We start from the raw sequence: 21653 nt of genomic DNA, 5'->3' as shown, positions 1-21653 counted from the left end.
ATGTACTTATCGATTATTTGCGGCATGTTTGGCCCTCAAGAAATTATCATCATATTAGTCATTGTGCTATTATTGTTCGGCGGACGTAAAATTCCTGAGCTGATGAAAGGATTAGGAAAAGGGATGAAGGAATTTAAGAAAGCAACCAACGAAGATGATGATGACCAACCAAGTGACAAAAAAGAGACTGAAAAGATTAATAAATAATCAGTTATAGCTTGACATAAAGATCCCGTCCACAAGGCGGGATTTTTTGTGGTAAGATTTTTGTAGTCTAGACTCTTCGAAATCAGAACTTATTAACTATGAAACGAATAATCTACATTGGACTTTGGATGGTTATCCTCGCTGTTGGCCTTGGTGCGTGTAACGACCAAACCAACATGCGAAAAAAAATTACAGGTAAAGCAGGTGAACTTGTTGTTGTTGTACCTGATCCAACCTGGGAGGGAGCAACTGGGAAAAGCTTCCGGGAAATAATGGCTCAACCGCAACTGGGACTTCCGCAAGACGAGCCCATCTTTGATCTCATTAACGTTCCTCCAAGTGCGTTTAAAGAAATCTTTCGAACAAGCCGAAACATTGTACGTATTAAAATCTCAACAACCGTTGACACCTCAGAAGTCAAGTTCCGTAAAGATATCTGGGCATGGCCTCAGGCAGTTGTCGATATCAATGCATCATCAACCGAAGAGTTTAATCAACTCCTAAAAAAGAACTCTGATCGAATTGTAGCATTCATGCTTAAAGCAGAACGTGATCGGCTACAAATGAACTACCGCAACTACCACGATAAAGCGGCCAAAAACATCATCAAAGACAAATTTAATATCCAACTGAATGTTCCTCCAGGTTTTAAAGTAACCAAGCAAGAAAAAGATTTTGTGTGGGTGCGTTACGAAACGCCGGATATCAGCCAGGGAATCATGATTCACTCCTTCCCTTACCAGTCGGACAGCACCTTTACCCAGCAGTTCTTGCTCAACAAACGAGATTCTATATTGAAAGCCAACGTTGCCGGACCAGCTGAAGGGAGCTACATGACCACTGAACGTCAACTACCTCCGGTTTTCAATGTGTTTCAGTTTAAAAAGAATTATGCCTCAGAAATGAGAGGTCTATGGCGTGTAGAAGGTGACTTTATGGGAGGTCCATACATTAACCTGACAGTTCTTGATGCAGCCAATAACCGCATTGTTATGCTGGACGGCTATGTTTATGCCCCTCGTTTCGACAAGCGCAATTTGCTGCGCCAGGTTGAAGCAATGATGTACTCACTCGAACTTCCGGATCAACAGAAGAACGATAAGATTAACAGCCAGGTAAACATGGGAAATTAATTACCAACGATATTCATTGGAGCCCGGATCTTAGGATTCGGGCTTTTTTATTTTAAGCCACTCTCCACATCAGCTTTTTACTTATTTTTGGAAGCATAAATGCATGTTATTTATTAGCAGTTAAACCAGCTAGAAACAGCAACAATCAAGACGCAGTATTTAAAGAAATGAACAAGACAATCAACTGTTTCCCTGCCGAATGGGAACAACAGAGTGGAATACAACTCACCTGGCCGGATAAGCAAACAGACTGGCATTCCTCATTAGAGGAAGTACTGCCCGTGTATGAGCAAATTGCACAAGCCATTTTGAAACGGGAAAAGCTACTGGTTGTATGCCGCCAAAAGAGCCAACTTCCAGCCTTTTTGCAAAAGGACAACGAACACCTGCTTGTTCGGGAAATGCCGATTAATGATACCTGGGCAAGGGACCATGGAGCAATCACTATTCGAGAGAATAACCAACCGGTTTTGCTAAATTTCCGTTTCAATGGATGGGGCATGAAGTTTGGAGCAAACCATGACAACCAGATTACCCCCACCCTTGCTCAACAGGAGGCTTTTGCAGCCGGAATAAACCTTCGCGACCATTCCTACTTCACACTCGAAGGAGGAGCGCTTGAAAGCAATGGAAATGGCTGTTTGCTGACGACCTCTGAATGCCTTCTATCCAAAAACAGGAATGAACACCTCAGCCAGCAAGAAATTGAGTTTTTCCTTCAAAAAATACTGCATGTCGAAAAGGTTCTATGGCTTAATCACGGCTTTTTAGAAGGAGACGACACGGATAGTCATATTGACACGCTGGCCCGCTTTTGCGACTCCCATACAATTGCCTACATCAAATGCACCAATCCGGAGGACAGTCACTATGATGCCTTGCAAAAAATGGAGCATGAGTTGCAACAACTTACAGACCAAGACGGGCAACCATTCCGGCTGATTCCTCTTCCTTTTCCAGACCCAATTCATGATGAAAACGGAGAACGCCTGCCGGCCACCTACGCCAATTTTCTATTTTTGAACCAAGCAATCCTTCTTCCTGTTTATCAAGTGAAGCAAGATGCAAAAGCTATTGCAACCTTAAAAAGCTTATTCCCGAACAAAGAAATTATACCAATTGACAGCCGCCCGTTAATCAAACAACACGGGTCTATTCATTGTATCAGTATGCAATTTCCATCGGGAGTTTTATAACCTAAAGAATTACAACAATGACCACAACAACCTTAAAAGTTGGGTTAATCCAACAAAGCAATACCGAAGACATCTCCAAGAATATTAGCAAGCTGGAGGCAAACATAGCTAACTGCGCCAAACAAGGGGCTGAGCTAATCGTACTTCAGGAGCTTCACAACAGCCTGTACTTTTGTCAAACCGAAGATGTTGACCTGTTTGACTTAGCAGAACCAATTCCCGGCCCTTCAACCGAAAGGTATAGTGAGATTGCCGAAAAACACGGCATTGTATTGGTCACCTCTTTATTCGAAAAGCGGGCTAGTGGAATTTACCACAACACAGCGGTTGTGTTTGATAAAGATGGAAGCATGGCAGGAAAATACCGAAAAATGCACATCCCTGACGACCCCGGTTTTTACGAAAAGTTCTATTTCACCCCAGGAGATTTGGGTTTTCAACCAATTCAAACATCAATTGGCAAACTTGGCGTATTGGTATGCTGGGATCAATGGTACCCCGAAGCTGCTCGCCTAATGGCCATGACTGGTGCTGATTTATTGATTTACCCGACAGCTATTGGGTGGGATCCGCGCGATGATGAAGCCGAAAAAGAGCGCCAACGTAATGCCTGGATTACCATCCAACGATCACACGCAGTAGCCAATGGCGTTCCCGTCATTAGTGTCAACCGGATTGGACATGAGGCTGATCCATCTCGCCTATCCGAAGGCATTAAATTCTGGGGAAATAGTTTTGCCTGTGGTCCTCAAGGTGAATTTCTTGCACAAGCCTCGACATCTGAGGAACAAAACCTTGTTGTCAGCATCGATCTGAACCGCTCAGAAGATGTTCGCCGTATTTGGCCTTTTTTCCGTGACCGACGTATCGACAGCTACCAAGAGATTACCAAACGTTTTCTAGATAATTAACACCAGTTAAATAACAGGAAAAAGGGAGAGCATATGCTCTCCCTTTCTTATATATCTAGACATTATTTCCTCTTTTTTACTAAAAGAAGTCTTCAAATTCAGTCGGCTTCTCTTTTACATCGTCCACATCATCACAATCCAGATTCATGATGAAATTCCGGGGTTTATCAAACTCATGATCAGGACCATAATCCAACGCCTTATCAGCGTAAACCTTCTTTATAAATCGCCCCCATATTGGCAAAGCCATATTAGCCCCCTGCCCGGTCGAAATATCATCAAAGTGAATACTCCGTAAATCAGCTCCAGTCCAAACGCCCGCAACCAACTGAGGCGTTACTCCCATAAACCAACCATCAGAGTGGTTCTGTGTCGTTCCTGTTTTTCCGGCAACAGGCCCCTTAATCTGTCCATAAACCGGATGCCAACGCACTCGTCCTCCGGAACCGCCATCAATCACTCCGCGCAATAAACTCAACATCAGATAGGCCGTTTTTTCATCAATTGCATCATGCCGTTCGGGACGGAAACGAGCAATCACATTGCCATGTTTATCTTCAATATGTGTTACAAATATCGGTTGGGTATAAACGCCCTTATTCGCATATGTTCCGTAAGCACCAACCATTTCATACAGCGTAATATCGGAGGTTCCCAAGAACATCGATGGTACTGGATCAATCCAACTATAAATCCCCATCTTAGCCATAACATCAACCACCGATTGGGGATTAAATTGCTTCATCACCCAAGCTGAAATCTGGTTCACCGAGTTAGCCAAGCCCCACTTCAGAGTTACCATTTCACCCTCACGAGCACTCCCCGAGTTTTTAGCCTCCCAAATGGTCCCATCAGGCATCACAAACTGCTGCCTTACATTGGGCACTTTAGTACATGGCGACAAGCCATTTTGCATGGCCAGCGTGTACAAGAAAGGCTTGACCGTAGATCCTACCTGTCGCTTCCCTCCTTTTACCATATCGTACATAAAATGCTTGTAATTGGGACCACCAACGTATGCCCGAACCTGCCCCGTTGACAAGTCCATGGCCATAATGGATGAGCGGAAGTAACCCAAATAGTGTTTTATTGAATCCAGAGGAGTCATGATGGTATCTTTATCCCCTTGCCAAGTAAAGACTTCCATTTCTGTTGGCTGTTCGAATACTTTCCGTATTTGCTTGAAATTCTTTCCTTGCAGACGAAGCACCCGATACCTTTCACTTTGCCGAATGGCCCGATTCAACAGATCATCAACATCTGAAGTACTCATATCATCAGAAAACGGAGGGTTCTTCAACCTTTTCAGGTGCTTTTTAAATTTGGGCTGTAGGTCCAACCTTAAGTGTTCCTCCAAGGCTTCTTCTGCATATCGTTGCATCCGAGAATCAATGGTTGTATGAATTTTTAAGCCATCCTCATACAAATCGTAGTTTGTTCCATCGGGCTTAAAATTCTTCTTACACCAGCCAAAAAGCGGATTGGTCTCCCACTCCACTGAATCCTCTTCATATTTAATCTGTTGCCAAGAGGCATATCTGCTTCGATCTGGTTTCGAAGCTCCCATTGTAATTCGTAAATACTCACGAAAATAAGGTGCCAAACCACTCTTAAAATCTTCTTTTTGATAATCCAGTCCCAAAGGCATCACCTTCACCGAATCATAGGTTTGTTTGTTGATATAACCATATTTTACCATCTGCGCCAGAACCACATTTCTACGGTCTTTGGTCAACTCTGGACGACGCAACGGATTATACAACGACGAGTTCTTCGCCATTCCCACAAACATTGCTGCTTGGTGCAGTTGCAGCGAGTCCGGTTCAATATTAAAATAAATTCGTGAAGCCGACTTGATTCCAACAGCCAAATTCAAAAAGTCGTACTTATTTAAGTACATGGTCAGAATTTCTTCCTTGGTATAACTTTTCTCCAGTTTAACCGCAATCACCCATTCTTTGAACTTGCGCATCACCAGCTCCAGCTTATTTTCAAATTCGTTCCTCGGGAAAAGCATCTTCGCCAGCTGCTGACTAATCGTACTTCCACCTCCCGAGCTCGTATCGCCGGAAAGCACTCCTTTCAAAACCCGCATCAAACCTCGAAGGTCAATCCCTGAATGTTCATAAAAACGAACATCCTCAGTTGCAAGCAACGCATCAATCAACTGTGGTGGTAAATTCTCGTAAGCTACGTAACTCCGGTTCTCTCTAAAATAGCGTCCCAGCGTTACATGATCTCGCGAAATAACATCAGATGCTAATAAACTCTGGGGGTTCTCCAACTCTCGAAAAGAAGGCATCTCGCCCAACTTGCCTTTAGCTATCGAAAAGAACAAGGCGACAACCATCAGCAGGCCAACCAAGTATAGTGACCAAAATGCGTAACTGTACTTTCTGAATTTATTTTTCTCTTTTTCCATCCGGTATGATAAGAAGATTCGCGGACAAAGATAACGAAAGGATTAAGAATATTATTTTCTCCAATTTGAAAACAAGTCAATTAACAATTATTGCACCCAAACTTCAAGCTAACACCTGTCTAAAAGAAGTAATTAAGTAGGACTGAGCAAGGTGATTCAGCAGCACTCAAAGAAGCGCTCAGGCGCAATAAAATAATCATTATCAAATAAATATGAAAGTAAAAATCTTCAATTAAAATTTGAAGATGGTCAAGCATTTTCTTTTATTTGCAGAAATTTTTAGAAAACAGGAGGTTTTATGCACGAGAATCTGGTTATTGTTGAGTCCCCTGCCAAAGCGAAAACAATTGAAAAATTTCTAGGCAAAGATTATTTCGTTACATCCAGCATGGGGCATATCAGAGACCTCGAAAAAAAGGACTTTGGGATTGACATGGAAAACAACTACACCCCAAAGTATGTTGTTTCGCCCGACAAAAAGAAAGTTGTTTCCGAGTTAAAAAAATTAGCCAAAGACGCCCAAACGGTCTGGATCGCATCCGATGAGGACCGCGAGGGAGAAGCGATTGCCTGGCACCTTAAGGAAGTGCTCAAGCTAAAGCCAGAAAAAACAAGACGTATTGTTTTTCACGAAATTACTAAGGATGCAATTTTAAAAGCGGTACAAAACCCACGCCCTATTGATGAAAACCTGGTAAATGCGCAACAAGCACGCCGAGTGCTCGATCGCATCGTAGGTTTTGAGGTATCACCCGTTCTTTGGAAGAAGGTAAAACCTTCTCTTTCTGCCGGACGGGTTCAATCCGTGGCCGTTCGTCTGCTTGTTGAACGTGAACGCGAAATCATCAACTTCAAGAGTAAGTCCAGCTTTCGGGTTACTGCAGTATTCTTAGTACCTGATAAAAATGGTCAGACCGTTGAGCTAAAGGCTGAATTAAAAAAACGATTCGAAACAAAGGATGAAGCAAAAGCCTTTTTGGAGAAATGTAAGCAAGCCCAGTTCAACATTGCAGATATTGTCACCAAACCGTCAAAAAGGACGCCTGCTGCTCCTTTTACCACCTCAACTTTGCAGCAAGAGGCCAGCCGAAAACTTGGTTTTTCGGTATCTCAAACGATGTCTGTTGCTCAGCGCTTGTACGAGGCTGGTAAGATAACTTACATGCGTACCGATTCGGTCAATTTATCTTCGCTGGCAATTAACACCGCTCAAAGTAAGATTGTTGACTCGATGGGTGAAAAATACCACAAACTTCGTCAATACAAAACCAAGGCGAAAGGAGCTCAAGAAGCACACGAAGCCATTCGTCCTACTTACATCGACCAAGAAGAAGTCAGTGGCTCAGCCCAGGAAAAACGCTTATACGAACTCATCTGGAAACGAACCATCGCCTCTCAAATGGCAGATGCGGAACTGGAGCGTACCACCATCAATATTTCAATTTCAAACTGCCCCGAGCTATTTCAAGCAACTGGAGAAGTTATCAAATTCGATGGATTCCTTCGGGTTTACCTGGAATCAACCGACAATGAAGAGGAAAACGACGATCAATCAACCTTGTTACCTCCAGTTAAGGAAAACCAAGAGCTAAGAGCAGAACAAATTCAAGCAACTGAACGGTTTACCCTTAAACCACCAAGATATACAGAAGCCAGTCTTGTCAAAAAACTGGAAGAACAAGGCATTGGGCGTCCATCAACCTACGCACCAACAATTACCACCGTACAAAACCGGGGCTATGTTGTTAAAGAAGATCGGCCTGGAGTTGAGCGGGAGTACACCCAGTTAACCCTAACCGGCAGCGAGTTGAAGGAAGCGCTAAAAACCGAAATTACCGGAGCCGAACGCTCGAAACTCTTCCCCACTGACATTGGCATGGTTGTCAATGACTTCCTAATCAAATACTTTGATAAAATTATGGACTACCGATTCACAGCTAAGGTAGAAGTTGAATTTGATGAGGTCGCTGGTGGAAAACGAATCTGGAACGAAGTAATCGATGAGTTCTACAAGCCATTCCATAAAAATGTGGAGAATGCCTTGGAGGTTTCTGAGCGAACCAATGGAGAACGCATACTTGGCGACGATCCAAAAACCGGCAAACCCGTTTCAGTAAAAATTGGCCGTTATGGGCCACTGGCTCAGCTTGGTGAAACAACTGAAGAAGGAGAAAAACCACAGTTTGCAAGCCTCCGCTCTGGACAACATCTTGAAACCATCACCCTTGAGGAAGCCTTGGATCTGTTTAAACTTCCACGCGACCTAGGTGAATACGAAGACAAAAAGGTTTCTGTTGCCATCGGTCGTTTTGGCCCTTATGTGCGACACGACAATAAGTTTGTCTCTCTGGAAAAGAATGTTGATGATCCATACACCGTCGAGCTTGACCGAGCTATCGAATTGATTGAAGCAAAACGCGAAAAAGACCGGAAAGCATTGATCAAAACCTTTGATGAAGAGCCTGAGCTCCAAATTTTGAATGGTCGTTGGGGACCCTACATCAAGTACAAGAAAAAGAATTTCAAAATTGCCAAAGGCACCGAAGCCGAGAAATTAACCCTCGAAGATTGCATGAAAATTATTGAGGAAGGCCCGAAGCCCAAACGCAAAAAGAAAAAATAAGATCCCAAAGGCAAACGTTCAATATGTTTGCCTTTTTTCATTATTTTCATCAGGTGAAAACACAGCCTTAAGTACAACGACCTGCCTGCAATAATTCCATTCGGGCAAGGAGATGATTACCAGACAAAAAGTCGAGGCAATCTACTCTGAAGAACGTGTACTTAACAAGCAATCGCCAACGACTGTTTCATTGCTGAAAAACATGACAATATGGATCTTACGCTTTATCTGAAACCGACTAATTTCTCTAAGTTTAAACCAACTCCCTGGATTCAATCGAAATTCAGTCTGGGAAGCATCCTTGAAAAAAATCAGGCCAAACTCTCTCTGGATAAAGCTCAAATTGTCCTACTGGGTGTTGAAGAAGATCGCAACGCTGTGGTCACAGGAAGCGCTAAAGCTCCCAACATCATCCGCCAACACCTTTTCAACCTAAACCGGATTTCGCCCCGCTTTAAGATTTTGGATCTCGGAAACATCAAGACCGGCAAAACTCCCAACGACACCTATTTTGCTTTACGCGATGTGTGTAGCTACTTATTGGAAATTGGCAAAACAGTTGTCATTCTTGGAGGAAGCCAGGATTTAACGTTTGGGATTACCAAAGCCTTTGAAGCAACTCCTTTCAACTTAGTCAATATCGACCCAAAACTTGACTACAAAAAGGGAGTTAAAAGCATTAATTCAGAAACCTACCTGAATTTTATTCACGAAAAGCAACCCTGCCTCTATGCGCAGACAATACTGGGGTATCAAAACTATTTTATTGACAGTCTCGAACTCGATTATTGCTATGAACAAGATATTGACGTGAAACGCCTAGGGGAAATTCGTTATGAAATGGCTCATATTGAACCTTACTTAAGAGATACTGACATTTTAAGTTTCGATATCAATGCCATCCGCCAACTTGAAGCTCCCGCCCAATACTTTGGCTCTCCAAATGGACTTTATGCAGAAGAAGCATGCCAAATTGGGCACTATGCAGGCATGGCCGACCAACTCAAAATAGCTGGCTTTTTCAACTTAATTCCCCACCTGGACACCAATGAGCTAAGCAGCAAACTTATGGCTCAGGTCGTCTGGCACTTTCTCGAAGGCTTTTACTTCAAAAAGGTAGAACAGCCAACTCCCGAAAGCGAAGATTTCAATGAATTTCTACTCGAGATTGATGACATTGACCTTCCCCTGGCATTCTACCAAAGCCACCAGACAGGACGGTGGTGGATGAAGATTGCAGACGAAGAAAATCAATACGAACGAATGATTGCCTGTACCGAAGAAGATTACAAGATGGCCGCTCAGCACGAAATTCCTGACCGCTGGTGGAAAAATATTCGTAAATTGAACCGGCTTACAAAATAAAAACAAGGCTAATGCGTTGAAAAACTTTACTAAGCATTAACTAAAAAAACAGCTGGAAAGAATTATTATTTTCACTTACTTTGGCGCTGGAAATCGGCAGTAACGGCCAGTTTATGAAAAAATTATTTTACTTTTTATTTTTATTTATATTCCTTAACTTAGCCGCAAAAGCTCAGCAGGACCCTCAATTTAGCTTCAACAAAGAAACTCAGTTGTTGGTGAATCCGGGATTTGCTGGCAGTAATGATGCGTTAACTGGATTAATTTTAAACAGGTATCAATGGAGTGGCCATGAGGGTACTCCACAAACATTACTTTTCAGCGTGGAAACGACTGCTAATATATTTGGAAGATCAAGTGGGGTAGGCTTAAACATTATCAGCGATCAACTGGGGTTTGCGAAAAACGTCTTAGTCAATTTGAATTATTCTTACCATATACCAACCAGTATCGGAGAACTCGGTATTGGAACTTCCTTAGGACTTTATTATGTAAGCATGAATGGAGAATGGGAAACTCATGTTGACGGAAGCTTTGAACCAGGCTCTGGCGAAGGAGATTTCTTAATTCCTAAAGGAGAAGTTAGCCAGGCAACACCTGATGTCGGCCTTGGTGTTTACCTCAAATCCACCAATTACTTTGCTAGTCTTTCAGTCACTCATCTCAACCAAGGTGAAATTACTTACAACGAAACTGAAAAGGAAGCTTCTTATCCACTTCTCAGAAACTATTATCTGGCTGGGGGATACAATATTAGCCTTGCTAACCCGTTATTTGAGTTGCAACCGGCCATTTTTGCAAAAACAGATTTGTCCAGTGCACAAGTCGATCTGACACTGAATGTGGTTTACAACGAGCGTTTCACCGGAGGCCTTAGCTACAGGATACAGGATGCTGTAGCTTTGCTTGTTGGTGTTGAATTGCTTAACGGACTGAATGTGGGCTTAGCCTATGACATTACAACTTCCGCCATGGGAAGAAATGGGTATGGATCGCAAGAGATTTACCTGCGCTATACACTTGGTCTTGGAAAAGGAAGAATGAAAAAATATAAAAGTATCCGATTTTTATAAGCTGAACTAATGAAAGCAACACGTGTAGCTATGAAAAAAATATTTTCTTCAGGATTAATCATTGCAACGATACTGACTTTGTCGAGTTGCGGAAAATCAGGAAATGGGGAACTGACCGGCGTTCCGGGAAGGGGCAAATGGTTTGAACCAGCCCCCTATGGAATGACTTTCGTTCGTCGAGGGAGTGTCAATATCGGTCCCAACGATCAAGATCCTACCTGGTCTTCATCGCCCACAAAAACAGTTTCGATTGATGCTTTTTGGATGGATGACACCGAAATTACCAACAACGAGTACCGTCAATTTGTAAATTGGGTGCGCGACTCGATTGCCAGAAGCTTGCTGGGAGAACAATATCCTGAATTCATGATTAGTGAAGATCGGGATGGCAACATGATAGACCCTCCACGTCTCAACTGGGATGAACGCTTGGAGTGGGATAACCCCGACTACATGGAAGCTCTTGAAGAAATGTACATTCCTGAAAACGAGCGTTTCTTTGGGAAAAAAGAAGTTGATGCCCGGAAGCTTTTCTACACGTTTTACTGGATCGATTATCAACAAGCTGCAAAAAGATCAAATAGCTACAATTACGAAACTCAAAGCTACGAGGGAACCGTAATTGATCAAAATGGAGAAGCTAGTGCCATTGAGAATCGTTCTTCTTTCATTTTCGGCGAAACAACCAATGTCTATCCCGACACACTGTGTTGGATCAGAGACTATACGTATACCTATAACGAACCCTGGACCACCAAGTATTTCTGGCACCCAGGTTTTGACGACTATCCTGTGGTAGGGGTAACCTGGCAACAAGCCAAAGCATTTTGTAACTGGAGAACCAAGCTACATAATGACTTTTTGGCCAACGCTGGAGAACCAACCATTCAGGACTACCGCTTACCAACTGAGGTTGAATGGGAATATGCGGCAAGAGGCGATAAAGATATCTCTATGTATCCTTGGGGAGGCTACTACACCCGTGATGAAGACGGACGCTTCCTGGCTAACTTCAAGCCTTTGCGAGGAAACTATGTTGAAGATGAAGGCTTAGCAACTTTAAAAGTTGGAAACTACGATCCAAATATGTTTGGCTTGTATGACATGGCAGGTAACGTAGCCGAATGGACCATCTCTGCTTACGATGAGTCCGCCTACATGTATGTGAATGATTTTAACCCAAACTTTGAATACAACGCACGTCCAAATGATCCTCCTGTTATGAAACGGAAAGTAATTCGCGGTGGATCATGGAAAGACATTGCGCCTTATCTTCAAGTATCAACAAGAAGCTTTGAATATCAAGACACAGCAAAGTCCTACATCGGATTCCGTTGTGTAAGATCTTCCTTTGGAAACGAATTTTAGACTAACCCTAACTCAGAAAAAATGAACATCGGAGAAATCATACAAAGCAAACGTTGGAAAGTATTTACTGGCTACGTTTACAACTTGGGTGCCTCAATTGTTTTGCTAGGTGCTCTTTTTAAGCTTCAGCACTGGTCTTACTCAGGCCTATTGCTGATCGTTGGGTTATGTACCGAAGCTTTTATCTTCTTTATCTCTGCTTTTGAACCACCGCTGGAAATGCCTGAATGGTCTAAAGTATATCCTCAACTCAAAGATGAGTATGACTTGGATGAGGAGCTTGGAGAAGAATCCAAAAACAGCTTTGCCGATTTATTTGATAAATCTGATATTTCACCCGAGTTACTGAGCAAAGTATCCAAAGGGTTAACCGATTTAAGCAACACCGCGTCAAGCATTAGCGATATTAGCACGGCTACACTGGCAACTGATTTATATGTCAAGAACCTAACTTCGGCATCAGAATCAATGAACACGCTGTCAGAAGTCAACAACCAAGCGAATGGCAAAATCAGTGGGTCACTCGATACCTTGGTTGAATCTTATGCCACAACAGCACGCAATCTTTCGGAAAGCGGAAGTGAATTGTTAACTAAAATTTCGGTTTCGGGCGAAGAATTTACCAATCAACTAACACAAACAAGCAATAAGTTAGCTTCAAGCTACCAGAAAGTTGCTGGAACCATTGATACTGGCATTGAAGAATTGAGCAAAAACTCGAATCAATACGGAGAGAATTTAAGCAAGCTCAACAAAAACCTGGAATCTTTAAATTCTTCTTACGAGAATCAATTGAAAGACACCTCAGAGCAGCTTAAAGCCTCACATAAATTCTTCAACGAAATGGCTCAAATGAATGAAATGATTGCCTTATCAACAGAGGAAATCAAAAAATACAAGGCCAACGCTGAAGAACTAAACAAACACCTGGAAGCGCTTAACTCAGTTTATGGCAACATGCTTGGAGCCATGAGTTATAAGAAAAAATAAAAACCGATAAGCTCATTCGCATATGGGAACTAAAAATTGCCCGGAAACTCCTAGGCAGAAGATGATCAACATGATGTACTTGGTGCTGCTGGCCATGATGGCCCTCAACGTAGCATCTGAAGTACTTGACGCCTTCCGCGTAGTAGATTCAAGTCTTATGCAAACGTTTAAGAGTGTTGACTCGAAAAACGAACAGATTTACGCCTCATTTGCGCAGGCTTATGAAGAAAATCCCCAAAAAGTAAAGGAGTGGAAAGAGAAGTCTGATCAAGTAAAAGCACTGACCGATAGCCTCAACCTTAAAATTACGAGATTAAAGGAAGAGTTGGTGATGAAATCCAAAGGGACCAACCTGACAGAAGAAGGGGAAGTATTTGACAGTCATGGAGAACAATCCTTCATTCTGAATGCCAAAGGAGATACCTTACTAATCAAGAAAGACGATGAGCTTAATATTCCATCTGAGATCATGATCAGACTTGGGAGAGCGGAAGATCTAAAAACTGATATTATTGCTTTAAAAGAAGCTTTTCTAGCACTGCTTGATGAAGATTCTCCTATACGGGCAACCATTGAGCAAGAATTGGATACCTCTGATCCAAAATCTACCTTAAAAGAAGGAGTTGCTGATAAACGAACTTGGGAGATTGAACATTTCGATAACAAACCACTCATTGCCGTTATTACCTTGTTATCTAAAATGCAGATCGATATTCAAAATGCTGAATCCAACATTCTCTCCTATTTGTATAGCCAAATCGACGCCAGTTCATTCAAATTCAACAAATTGGGCGCTCGAGTTATTGCAAAATCATCCTACGTTTTGGAAGGCGATGTTTATCGTGCTGAAGTATTTTTAGCAGCTGAAGATACCACCCAACAACCGATAATCCTTGTTAATAACAAGCCATTAAAGATTGTAGACGGGAAAGGCATTTACGAAGTTCCAGCAACCTCATCCGGCAATTTCGAGTGGGGAGGAATTATCAAATACCGTACACCTGAAGGAGGCTATAACACCTATGATTTTACGGAAGAATATCAGGTTAGTAAACCATCGGTAACCATTTCTCCCACCAAGATGAACGTGTTCTACATGGGAGTTCCTAACCCGGTAAGTATTTCAGTTCCGGGTGTTCCCTCTGAAAATCTGGAAGTATCGATCTCCAATGGACGCATCGAAAAGAATGGTAAAGATTACATCGTTCGCCCCAAGGCAGAAGACATTAATGGAAGAAATACCAAAGTTTCAGTCAATGCGAATTTTGATGGACAGAAACGTTTTATGGGAAGCATGGATTTCAGGGTAAAACAAGTTCCCGACCCAGAAGCAACCATAGCTGAAAAATCCAGTGGCGTTATTCGCAAAGAAGACTTATTGGCCGAAGATGGTATTTTTGCAGCTCTTAAAGACTTTGATTTTGACCTCAAGTTTGTCGTCACCCAATTCGATATTACATTTACCGGAGCCGGTGGTTATAACAATACTTGGTCTTCAACATCAAACCGCTTTACCAATGACCAACGGGATCAGTTCAGGCAACTAGCGCCCGGAAGCATTATATACATTGATAATATTTTTGCACATGGTGACGACGGAACAGATCGTGAATTGTCACCCATTAGCTTTAAAATAAGATAACCCATGAAAAAGTTTTTTGTAGCGATAGGCATTGTTTGTTGTGCAGTTGGTTTCTCAGCAAAAGACACACAGGCACAGATTATAGACGGTGCATTCCAGCGCACCAATATTGAAAATAAAAAACCGATGGCCTTTGCTCCAATTCGTGAAGCAGATGTCATGTGGTCTAAAAAAATATGGCGAATTATTGATCTGCGTGAAAAAATGAACCAGGTGATGTACTTTCCTACCGCCAATATGGATGGACGTTCGAACCTCATCAACCTTTTGCTGGAAGGGATCAACAATGGGCTGTTAACAGCTTATGACGCACGTACCGATGATGAATTCAAAGTACCGATGACTTACGAGCAAGTCAAAGAAGCCTTTGGAGCAACAACACGCACTCGACAGGTAAGAGACGTAGACACTGGCCAGTTGGTAGATCGAACCATTGTGGGAGAAATCCGCCCAGAAGAAGTAAAACAGTTCATGATTAAAGAAGAGTGGTTCTTTGATAAGCAAACATCAACGCTAAACGTGCGCATTATTGGTATTTGTCCAATTCAGGAGTATTATCGTGACCAGGACATCAACCGAGAAAACGTACAACGTCGGAAGGTTTTCTGGATTTACTACCCGGAAGCCCGCGAACTACTTGCTTCTCGACCTGTTGTAAATCCACACAACACCGTGTTCAGCATGTCATTTGATGATCTATTTATCAAACGGAAGTTCAACAGCTACATCGTTAAAGAGTCCAACGTTTATAACAACCGGGCAATCAGCCAATACTTAAGCGGGCGTGATGCCATGCTCGAATCAAAACGAATTGAGCAGGAGATCTTCAATTTTGAGCAAGACCTTTGGGAGTATTAAACGACCTGTGAAAAACATACAAATGCCTTATGGGTTAAACTCATAAGGCTTTTTTGAGTTAAAAACAAACAATATTGAAAACCCCATTACGTTAGGTCAATGTGTGTAAGAGTGACTTTGTGAATGAAGAAATCTATTGCCATAGCAACACTTTTTGTAACCGTTCTTCTTGCAAGTTCTTGCAAAAAGGATGAAACACTCAATTACTTGTATCCAGAGGAATCAAGGCCCTTCTTTGAGCCATCTCCTTTTGGGATGAGCTACATTGAGCGTGGAAGTTATGTCATGGGAGCTGAAGACGACGAAATACAAGGGTTTAACACAACAACCAAGCGGGTTTCTGTTGAAGCATTCTGGATGGATGACACCGAAATTACCAACAACGAATACCGCCAATTTGTGTATTGGGTGCGCGACTCCATCGCTCGAACCATACTGGCTGAAAGCTTTCCTGAGTACCAAGTCACCGAAGATGGGCGGGGCAATTTCTTCGATCCTCCATTCTTAAATTGGCAGATTCCAATTGAGTGGAAAAATCCCGAGTTTCAACAGGCGATGGAAGAACTGTATATTCCAGAGGAAGAGCGGGTCTATTTCTCTAAAACGATTGACACTCGCAAACTGATCTATGAATATCAATGGATTGACTACAAACAGGCGGCTAAACGCCGAAATATGTACAATCTGGAGACTCAAAGTTACGACGGAACAGTCATTGATGCAGAAGGCAATGAGGTACCTATTGAAAATCGGTCTTCGTTTATTTTTCGGGAAAGCACACCAGTCTACCCTGATACCCTTTGCTGGATTCGCGATTACACCTATGCTTATAACGAGCCACTCACCAAGCGCTACTTCTCCCACGTTGGATTTGACGATTACCCAGTTGTAGGGGTAAGCTGGCACCAAGCAAAGGCATTCTGCCACTGGCGAACAGAAATGATGAACAACTACCAACAGATGATGGAGGTGGCCCCAGTGCATGCTTACCGATTACCAACCGAAGCCGAATGGGAATATGCAGCTCGTGGAGGCCATGAGCGTACACTTTACAGCTGGGGTAGCTATTATACCCGAAATTTACCGGGTTGTTTTAAGGCCAACTTCAAACCACGAAGAGGAAATTACGTTGCCGATAGTGAATCGAGCACGACCACCATGAAAGTCGGTAGTTTTGATCCCAATGACTACAAGCTGTATGATATGGCAGGAAACGTAGCGGAGTGGACCAGTTCGGCCTTCAATGAGGCCGCCTATGAGAACATCAGCGACTTCAACCCGTCTTACGAGTACAACTCCAAACCAGGTGATGCGCCTGTGCTGAAACGAAAAGTTATCCGAGGAGGTTCCTGGAAAGATGTTGCCTACTATATTCGCAACTCCACCCGTAGCTTCGAATATGAAGACACAACCAAATCTTACATTGGCTTCCGCTGCGTTCGAACTTCTTTCAAAGATGAATTCAGAGAATAAAAAAGCTCTCCCAAAATTTGAGAGAGCCTGATTTTATTTGTTTTTCTTCTACTTATACAAATTGGTCACCTTTCACCATCTTCACATCGCTTACAAACTGTCTGATTTGTTGTTCGTCCTCTTTCTTGCAAATCAACAAGGTATTGTCCGATTCAACAACGATATAGCCATCAAGCCCCTGTAAAACGACGAGTTTATCTTTCGGCAAGTTGACGATACAATTCTGGGTTTGGTAAGTAAACACCTCTCCCCCACTAATTGAGTTCTTATGTTCGTCTTTATCGCTATTTTCATACAATGAGCCCCAGGTTCCCAAATCACTCCAGCCAAAATCGGCACACAAAACATACACATTATCTGCCTTCTCCATAATTCCATAGTCAAGCGAAATATTCTGACATTCAGAATAAGTTTTACTGATAAAGTGCACCTCATCATCCGTCCCATAGAGTTTTTCGCCCTTCTTAAACAAGGACGAAACATCTTCCAGGTGAGTTTCAAAAGCATTCAGAATGGTATCAAGCGACCAAATAAAGATACCCGAATTCCAGAAAAACTCACCACTGGAGACAAACACTTCAGCCATGTCTTTGTTGGGCTTCTCGGTAAAGGTTTTTACTTTATAAAGGTTTTCGTAATCTTTATAATCGGCCTGCCCATCAATTTGAATGTAGCCATAGCCGGTTTCCGGTCGACTTGGAGTAATCCCCAAGGTTACAAGCACCTGGTTATTTTTCGCATAGTCAATCCCTTTATTGATTTCCTTTACAAAATCGTCTCCCTTAACAATTAAATGATCCGATGGCGCCACAATGATGTTCGCTTTCGGATTGATCGTCTTAATTTTATAGCTCGCATACGCTACACACGGAGCTGTATTTCGACGCAATGGCTCTAGCAGCACCTGATGCTCATCAAGCTCAGGAAGTTGCTCCATAACCAGCTCTTTATAGGCAACACTGGTTACGACATAAATATTCTCTACAGGACAAATATGCTTAAAGCGATCGAAAGTCATTTGGATGAAAGTACGTCCAGTTCCCAAAATATCCAGAAACTGCTTTGGCATAGTGCTCTTACTCATAGGCCAAAAGCGACTGCCAATTCCTCCGGCCATAATGATGCAAAAATTGTTCTCCATTATTATTATAAATTTGAGGTCAGATTAAATCAAATATACCTATTTTACTTTGAACAGTTCAAGTTATTCGATGAATTAAACAACAGCAATAACCCGGAACTACCCAACAAACGGATAAATGGGTTTTTTCATATGCGATTATTTGTAACTTTAGGCTAAAGTATTGTTATGAAATTCTTTTTTCATGTAGGACGTTATTTTACTCTGCTTGCCCGGGCTTTCTCAAGACCTGAAAAGCATCGTATTTATTTCCGTAAGCTATTTGTAGAAGTTGAACAACTGGGATTGGATTCGGTTGGCATTGTTGCCATTATTTCTGTTTTTATGGGCGGAATTATTACCCTGCAAGTAGCCTACAATATGTCTAGTCCACTGTTTCCTAGCTACCTGATTGGACTTGGAAACCGAGACACCCTAATTCTGGAATTTTCCTCAACCATCATGGGCTTGATTATGGCTGGAAAGATTGGATCTAATATAACCTCTGAAATAGGCAGTATGCGGGTTACCGAGCAAATTGACTCCTTGGAAATTATGGGTATCAACTCGGCCAGCTACCTGATTTTACCCAAAACCCTGGCGGTTGTCTTTATTTTTCCATTTTTATTTGTGTTAAGCGTCTTTTTTGGTTTGATTGGAGGTTTGATTGTAGGACCAGCGGTAGGAGCCGTTACAGCGCCGGATTACATCAATGGGATCCAATACCTTTTCAACCCTTATTACGTGACCTTCTCGATGATTAAAACCCTCTTTTTTGGCTTCCTGGTAGCGACGATCCCAGCCTATTTTGGCTATTTTGTCGAAGGTGGAGCCTTTGAAGTAGGAACAGCCAGTACCAAAGCTGTGGTAAACACCAACATTCTCATCCTGGTTTTTGACCTTATTCTAACACAACTTCTATTTTAAATGATTACCATCCAACATATCAATAAGTCATTTGACGGCAAACAAGTTCTCAAAGACATTTCAACGATGTTTACACCTGGAAAGACCAACCTGATTATTGGACGTAGTGGAAGTGGTAAAACAGTGCTTCTAAAGTCCATTGTGGGGCTCCATGAGATCGATGAGGGTGCGATTTTCTACGACGATCGTGACTTCACTAAAATGAACCATAAGTTGCGGAAAAAGCTTAGGCAAGAAATGGGAATGGTTTTTCAGGGAGGAGCGCTTTTTGATTCTTTTTCAGTTGAAGAAAACGTGCGTTTTCCTTTGGACATGTTTACCAATAAAACAGCCAAAGAAAAACAAGAGCGAGTTGATTTTTGTCTTGATCGTGTGAATATAAAAAACGCACATCACTTATTCCCTGCGGAGATTTCCGGAGGTATGCAAAAGCGGGTGGCTATTGCCCGTGCCATCGTTATGAACCCCAGTTATCTGTTTTGTGACGAACCAAACTCAGGGCTGGACCCTGAAACATCGTTAGTTATCGATGAGCTGATTCATGAATTAACTGTTGATTTTAAAATGACTACCATTATCAACACGCACGACATGAACTCGGTCATGGAAATTGGCGACAATATCCTGTTTATCAGCGAAGGAGAAAAATCGTGGGAAGGAACTAAACACGACATTCTACATGCTGACAACAAGAAATTGCAAGAGTTCGTTTTTGCCAATAAAACCTATCGCCAGCGACGCGACGAGAAGATTGAAAAAAACAACTAAGATTTTGGCGACAAGGTAACTACTGGAATAATCATTTCTTCGAGTGAAACCCCTCCATGCTGATATGTATCACGGTAGTACTGCGCGTAATGGTTGTAATTGTTGGGATAAGCCAGAAAGTCGTTATTCAGCGCAAAAATAAAGCTGGAACTTACATTACGGCCCGGCAAAAACGCTTTCTCCGGATTGGTAATCTCAAACACCTGTTTAGCTTTGTAATTCAGGTTCCGCCCCAGCTTATACCGTAGGTTGGTATTGGTCTCCCGATCACCGATCACCTTCAAGGCATTATCAACACGAATGGTTCCGTGATCTGTCGTTAGCACCACTTTTACTTTATTATCCGCCAATGACTTTAACAGCTCAAACAAGGTTGAATGCATAAACCAACTCAGCGTTAACGAACGATAAGCTTTCTCATCACTAGCCAGTTCCTTCATCATATCCATTTCGGTACGTGCATGCGACAACATATCCACAAAGTTGAACACCATCACTGACAAGTCATTCTGCAAAATATTCCCCAGATGATCGTTCAGCTTCTTGCCTGCTTTTAGATTGGTAATCTTCTCAAAATAAAGCTTGTCCGTCCTTCCCCTTCGCTTCATCTGAGTTTGCATCAACTCACGTTCGTGTACATTTTTATTTCCCTCATTATCATCATCTTCCCAATATTCAGGGAACAAACGAGCGATCTCTGAAGGCATCAGTCCAGCAAAAATGGCATTTCGCGCATACATGGTTGCCGTTGGAAGAATACTGTAGTAAAGATCTTCTGAATCCGTTACAAAATACTGATTAACAGCAGAACTAAGCACTCGAAACTGATCGTATCTCAAATTATCGATAACCAAAACCAGCACCTTGTGTCCTTTATCCAAGTGAGGAAACACCTTCCGACTAAACACTTCAGGTGATAGCATGGGACGATCTTCAGTTCCTTTCTCAAACCAAGTGAGGTAGTTACCCTTGATATAACGTCCAAAAGCTTTGTTGGCTTCAGCCTTTTGCATCTTCAGCACTTCATCCATGGTCGAATCCTGTGAAGCACTAAGCTCCAACTCCCAAAAAACCAGTTTCCGGTATATATCAGCCCATTCACGCCAATCCAAACGTTCGTTCAGACGCATGCCAATTTTAGAAAATTCACTCTGGTAAGCCGAAGTGGTTTTCCGGGTTACCAGTTCTTTCTGATCAACATTCTTCTTGATCGATAACAGAATTTGCTTGGGATTCACTGGTTTTATGAGGTAGTCAGCCATCTTTGAACCAATGGCCTCATCCATAATATCCTCTTCTTCACTCTTGGTGATCATCACAACCGGAACATTGGGATCCAGTGTCTTGATCTCATCCAGCGTCTGCAGGCCTGTCAGACCCGGCATATTTTCATCCAGAAAAATAATATCGAAATGATTATCGCGAACTAAGTCAATCGCATCAGCTCCATTATTGGCCGTTGTTACATCGTAGCCCTTTTCTTGTAAGAAAATGATGTGGGCACGCAACAAATCGATCTCATCATCAGTCCAAAGTATACGTATTGTCTTCATGTTTTCTGTCTTTGTTTTCTAAGA

The 21653-nt window shown here is 42.3% G+C and carries 17 protein-coding genes; 14 read left to right on the top strand and 3 right to left on the bottom strand.

Annotated features, from left to right (window positions below):
• From BM156_RS02800 to BM156_RS02785, 4 genes are all read left to right on the top strand, one after another.
• The gene (locus BM156_RS02800) at positions 1–207 is read left to right on the top strand and encodes a twin-arginine translocase TatA/TatE family subunit (RefSeq protein ID WP_093918296.1); all 207 of its coding nucleotides are present in this window, start codon (positions 1–3) and stop codon (positions 205–207) included.
• Between the two features lie 98 nt (positions 208–305).
• Positions 306–1340 carry a DUF4837 family protein gene (locus tag BM156_RS02795; protein WP_093918295.1) on the top strand — a complete coding sequence of 345 codons (1035 nt, stop codon included), beginning with the start codon at positions 306–308 and terminating at the stop codon, positions 1338–1340.
• A 167-nt stretch (positions 1341–1507) separates the two neighbouring features.
• Positions 1508–2536, top strand: coding sequence for an agmatine deiminase family protein (locus BM156_RS02790; RefSeq protein ID WP_093918294.1), 1029 nt, complete (start codon positions 1508–1510; stop codon positions 2534–2536).
• Between the two features lie 17 nt (positions 2537–2553).
• The gene (locus BM156_RS02785) at positions 2554–3447 is read left to right on the top strand and encodes a carbon-nitrogen hydrolase (RefSeq protein ID WP_093918293.1); all 894 of its coding nucleotides are present in this window, start codon (positions 2554–2556) and stop codon (positions 3445–3447) included.
• Positions 3448–3526: 79 nt separating this feature from the next.
• Here the strand turns inward: BM156_RS02785 and BM156_RS02780 are convergent, their stop codons facing one another.
• Positions 3527–5869 carry a transglycosylase domain-containing protein gene (locus tag BM156_RS02780; RefSeq protein ID WP_093918292.1) on the bottom strand — a complete coding sequence of 781 codons (2343 nt, stop codon included), beginning with the start codon at positions 5867–5869 and terminating at the stop codon, positions 3527–3529.
• A gap of 298 nt (positions 5870–6167) precedes the next feature.
• Between BM156_RS02780 and topA the strand changes: the two genes are divergently transcribed.
• From topA to porK (BM156_RS02740), 8 genes are all read left to right on the top strand, one after another.
• Positions 6168–8492, top strand: coding sequence for a type I DNA topoisomerase (topA, locus tag BM156_RS02775; RefSeq protein WP_093918291.1), 2325 nt, complete (start codon positions 6168–6170; stop codon positions 8490–8492).
• 210 nt (positions 8493–8702) lie between these two features.
• A complete protein-coding gene (locus tag BM156_RS02770) occupies positions 8703–9857 on the top strand; it encodes an arginase family protein (RefSeq protein WP_093918290.1) in 1155 nt (384 codons plus the stop codon).
• 113 nt (positions 9858–9970) lie between these two features.
• Positions 9971–10930, top strand: a complete 960-nt coding sequence (locus tag BM156_RS02765; RefSeq protein WP_139218191.1) for a PorP/SprF family type IX secretion system membrane protein — start codon at positions 9971–9973, stop codon at positions 10928–10930.
• A 30-nt stretch (positions 10931–10960) separates the two neighbouring features.
• Entirely contained in the window at positions 10961–12298 is a 1338-nt protein-coding gene (gene porK, locus BM156_RS02760) for a T9SS ring complex lipoprotein PorK/GldK (protein WP_093918671.1), read from the top strand.
• Between the two features lie 21 nt (positions 12299–12319).
• Complete coding sequence (gene porL, locus BM156_RS02755; RefSeq protein WP_093918288.1) at positions 12320–13288, top strand: type IX secretion system motor protein PorL/GldL; 969 nt, start codon at positions 12320–12322, stop codon at positions 13286–13288.
• A 22-nt stretch (positions 13289–13310) separates the two neighbouring features.
• Entirely contained in the window at positions 13311–14930 is a 1620-nt protein-coding gene (porM, locus tag BM156_RS02750) for a type IX secretion system motor protein PorM/GldM (RefSeq protein WP_093918287.1), read from the top strand.
• A 3-nt stretch (positions 14931–14933) separates the two neighbouring features.
• Positions 14934–15788: a type IX secretion system ring subunit PorN/GldN gene (gene porN / locus BM156_RS02745; protein WP_093918286.1), complete on the top strand. Its 855-nt coding sequence runs from the start codon at positions 14934–14936 to the stop codon at positions 15786–15788.
• A 123-nt stretch (positions 15789–15911) separates the two neighbouring features.
• Positions 15912–17261: a T9SS ring complex lipoprotein PorK/GldK gene (gene porK, locus BM156_RS02740; protein ID WP_093918285.1), complete on the top strand. Its 1350-nt coding sequence runs from the start codon at positions 15912–15914 to the stop codon at positions 17259–17261.
• 52 nt (positions 17262–17313) lie between these two features.
• Here the strand turns inward: porK (BM156_RS02740) and BM156_RS02735 are convergent, their stop codons facing one another.
• Positions 17314–18402 carry a mannose-1-phosphate guanylyltransferase gene (locus BM156_RS02735; protein ID WP_093918284.1) on the bottom strand — a complete coding sequence of 363 codons (1089 nt, stop codon included), beginning with the start codon at positions 18400–18402 and terminating at the stop codon, positions 17314–17316.
• Positions 18403–18570: 168 nt separating this feature from the next.
• On the opposite strand from BM156_RS02735, the gene BM156_RS02730 reads away from it, so the two are divergent.
• Both BM156_RS02730 and BM156_RS02725 read left to right on the top strand, forming a co-directional pair.
• Complete coding sequence (locus BM156_RS02730; protein WP_093918283.1) at positions 18571–19308, top strand: MlaE family ABC transporter permease; 738 nt, start codon at positions 18571–18573, stop codon at positions 19306–19308.
• Positions 19309–20076: an ABC transporter ATP-binding protein gene (locus BM156_RS02725; protein ID WP_093918282.1), complete on the top strand. Its 768-nt coding sequence runs from the start codon at positions 19309–19311 to the stop codon at positions 20074–20076.
• Here BM156_RS02725 and porX read toward each other — a convergent pair.
• Entirely contained in the window at positions 20073–21629 is a 1557-nt protein-coding gene (gene porX, locus BM156_RS02720; RefSeq protein ID WP_093918281.1) for a T9SS response regulator signal transducer PorX, read from the bottom strand. The genes BM156_RS02725 and porX overlap by 4 nt on opposite strands.
• Positions 21630–21653: the final 24 nt, after the last annotated feature.

Source organism: Sunxiuqinia elliptica (assembly GCF_900113005.1).
In the GTDB taxonomy this organism is placed as follows: domain Bacteria; phylum Bacteroidota; class Bacteroidia; order Bacteroidales; family Prolixibacteraceae; genus Sunxiuqinia; species Sunxiuqinia elliptica.
Note: the sequence above shows the minus strand (reverse complement) of the source record. Positions and strands in the feature narration are given on the sequence as shown.

What these genes read in the sequence shown, in the direction of transcription:
- BM156_RS02780 (WP_093918292.1), bottom strand. Translation starts at nt 5,869, where the DNA reads ATGGAAAAAGAGAAAAATAAATTCAGAAAGTACAGTTACGCATTTTGG.
- topA (WP_093918291.1), top strand. Translation starts at nt 6,168, where the DNA reads ATGCACGAGAATCTGGTTATTGTTGAGTCCCCTGCCAAAGCGAAAACA.
- porK (WP_093918671.1), top strand. Translation starts at nt 10,961, where the DNA reads ATGAAAAAAATATTTTCTTCAGGATTAATCATTGCAACGATACTGACT.
- porL (WP_093918288.1), top strand. Translation starts at nt 12,320, where the DNA reads ATGAACATCGGAGAAATCATACAAAGCAAACGTTGGAAAGTATTTACT.
- BM156_RS02800 (WP_093918296.1), top strand. Translation starts at nt 1, where the DNA reads ATGTACTTATCGATTATTTGCGGCATGTTTGGCCCTCAAGAAATTATC.
- porK (WP_093918285.1), top strand. Translation starts at nt 15,912, where the DNA reads ATGAAGAAATCTATTGCCATAGCAACACTTTTTGTAACCGTTCTTCTT.
- BM156_RS02730 (WP_093918283.1), top strand. Translation starts at nt 18,571, where the DNA reads ATGAAATTCTTTTTTCATGTAGGACGTTATTTTACTCTGCTTGCCCGG.
- porN (WP_093918286.1), top strand. Translation starts at nt 14,934, where the DNA reads ATGAAAAAGTTTTTTGTAGCGATAGGCATTGTTTGTTGTGCAGTTGGT.
- porX (WP_093918281.1), bottom strand. Translation starts at nt 21,629, where the DNA reads ATGAAGACAATACGTATACTTTGGACTGATGATGAGATCGATTTGTTG.
- BM156_RS02735 (WP_093918284.1), bottom strand. Translation starts at nt 18,402, where the DNA reads ATGGAGAACAATTTTTGCATCATTATGGCCGGAGGAATTGGCAGTCGC.
- BM156_RS02765 (WP_139218191.1), top strand. Translation starts at nt 9,971, where the DNA reads ATGAAAAAATTATTTTACTTTTTATTTTTATTTATATTCCTTAACTTA.
- BM156_RS02725 (WP_093918282.1), top strand. Translation starts at nt 19,309, where the DNA reads ATGATTACCATCCAACATATCAATAAGTCATTTGACGGCAAACAAGTT.
- porM (WP_093918287.1), top strand. Translation starts at nt 13,311, where the DNA reads ATGGGAACTAAAAATTGCCCGGAAACTCCTAGGCAGAAGATGATCAAC.
- BM156_RS02785 (WP_093918293.1), top strand. Translation starts at nt 2,554, where the DNA reads ATGACCACAACAACCTTAAAAGTTGGGTTAATCCAACAAAGCAATACC.
- BM156_RS02790 (WP_093918294.1), top strand. Translation starts at nt 1,508, where the DNA reads ATGAACAAGACAATCAACTGTTTCCCTGCCGAATGGGAACAACAGAGT.
- BM156_RS02795 (WP_093918295.1), top strand. Translation starts at nt 306, where the DNA reads ATGAAACGAATAATCTACATTGGACTTTGGATGGTTATCCTCGCTGTT.
- BM156_RS02770 (WP_093918290.1), top strand. Translation starts at nt 8,703, where the DNA reads ATGGATCTTACGCTTTATCTGAAACCGACTAATTTCTCTAAGTTTAAA.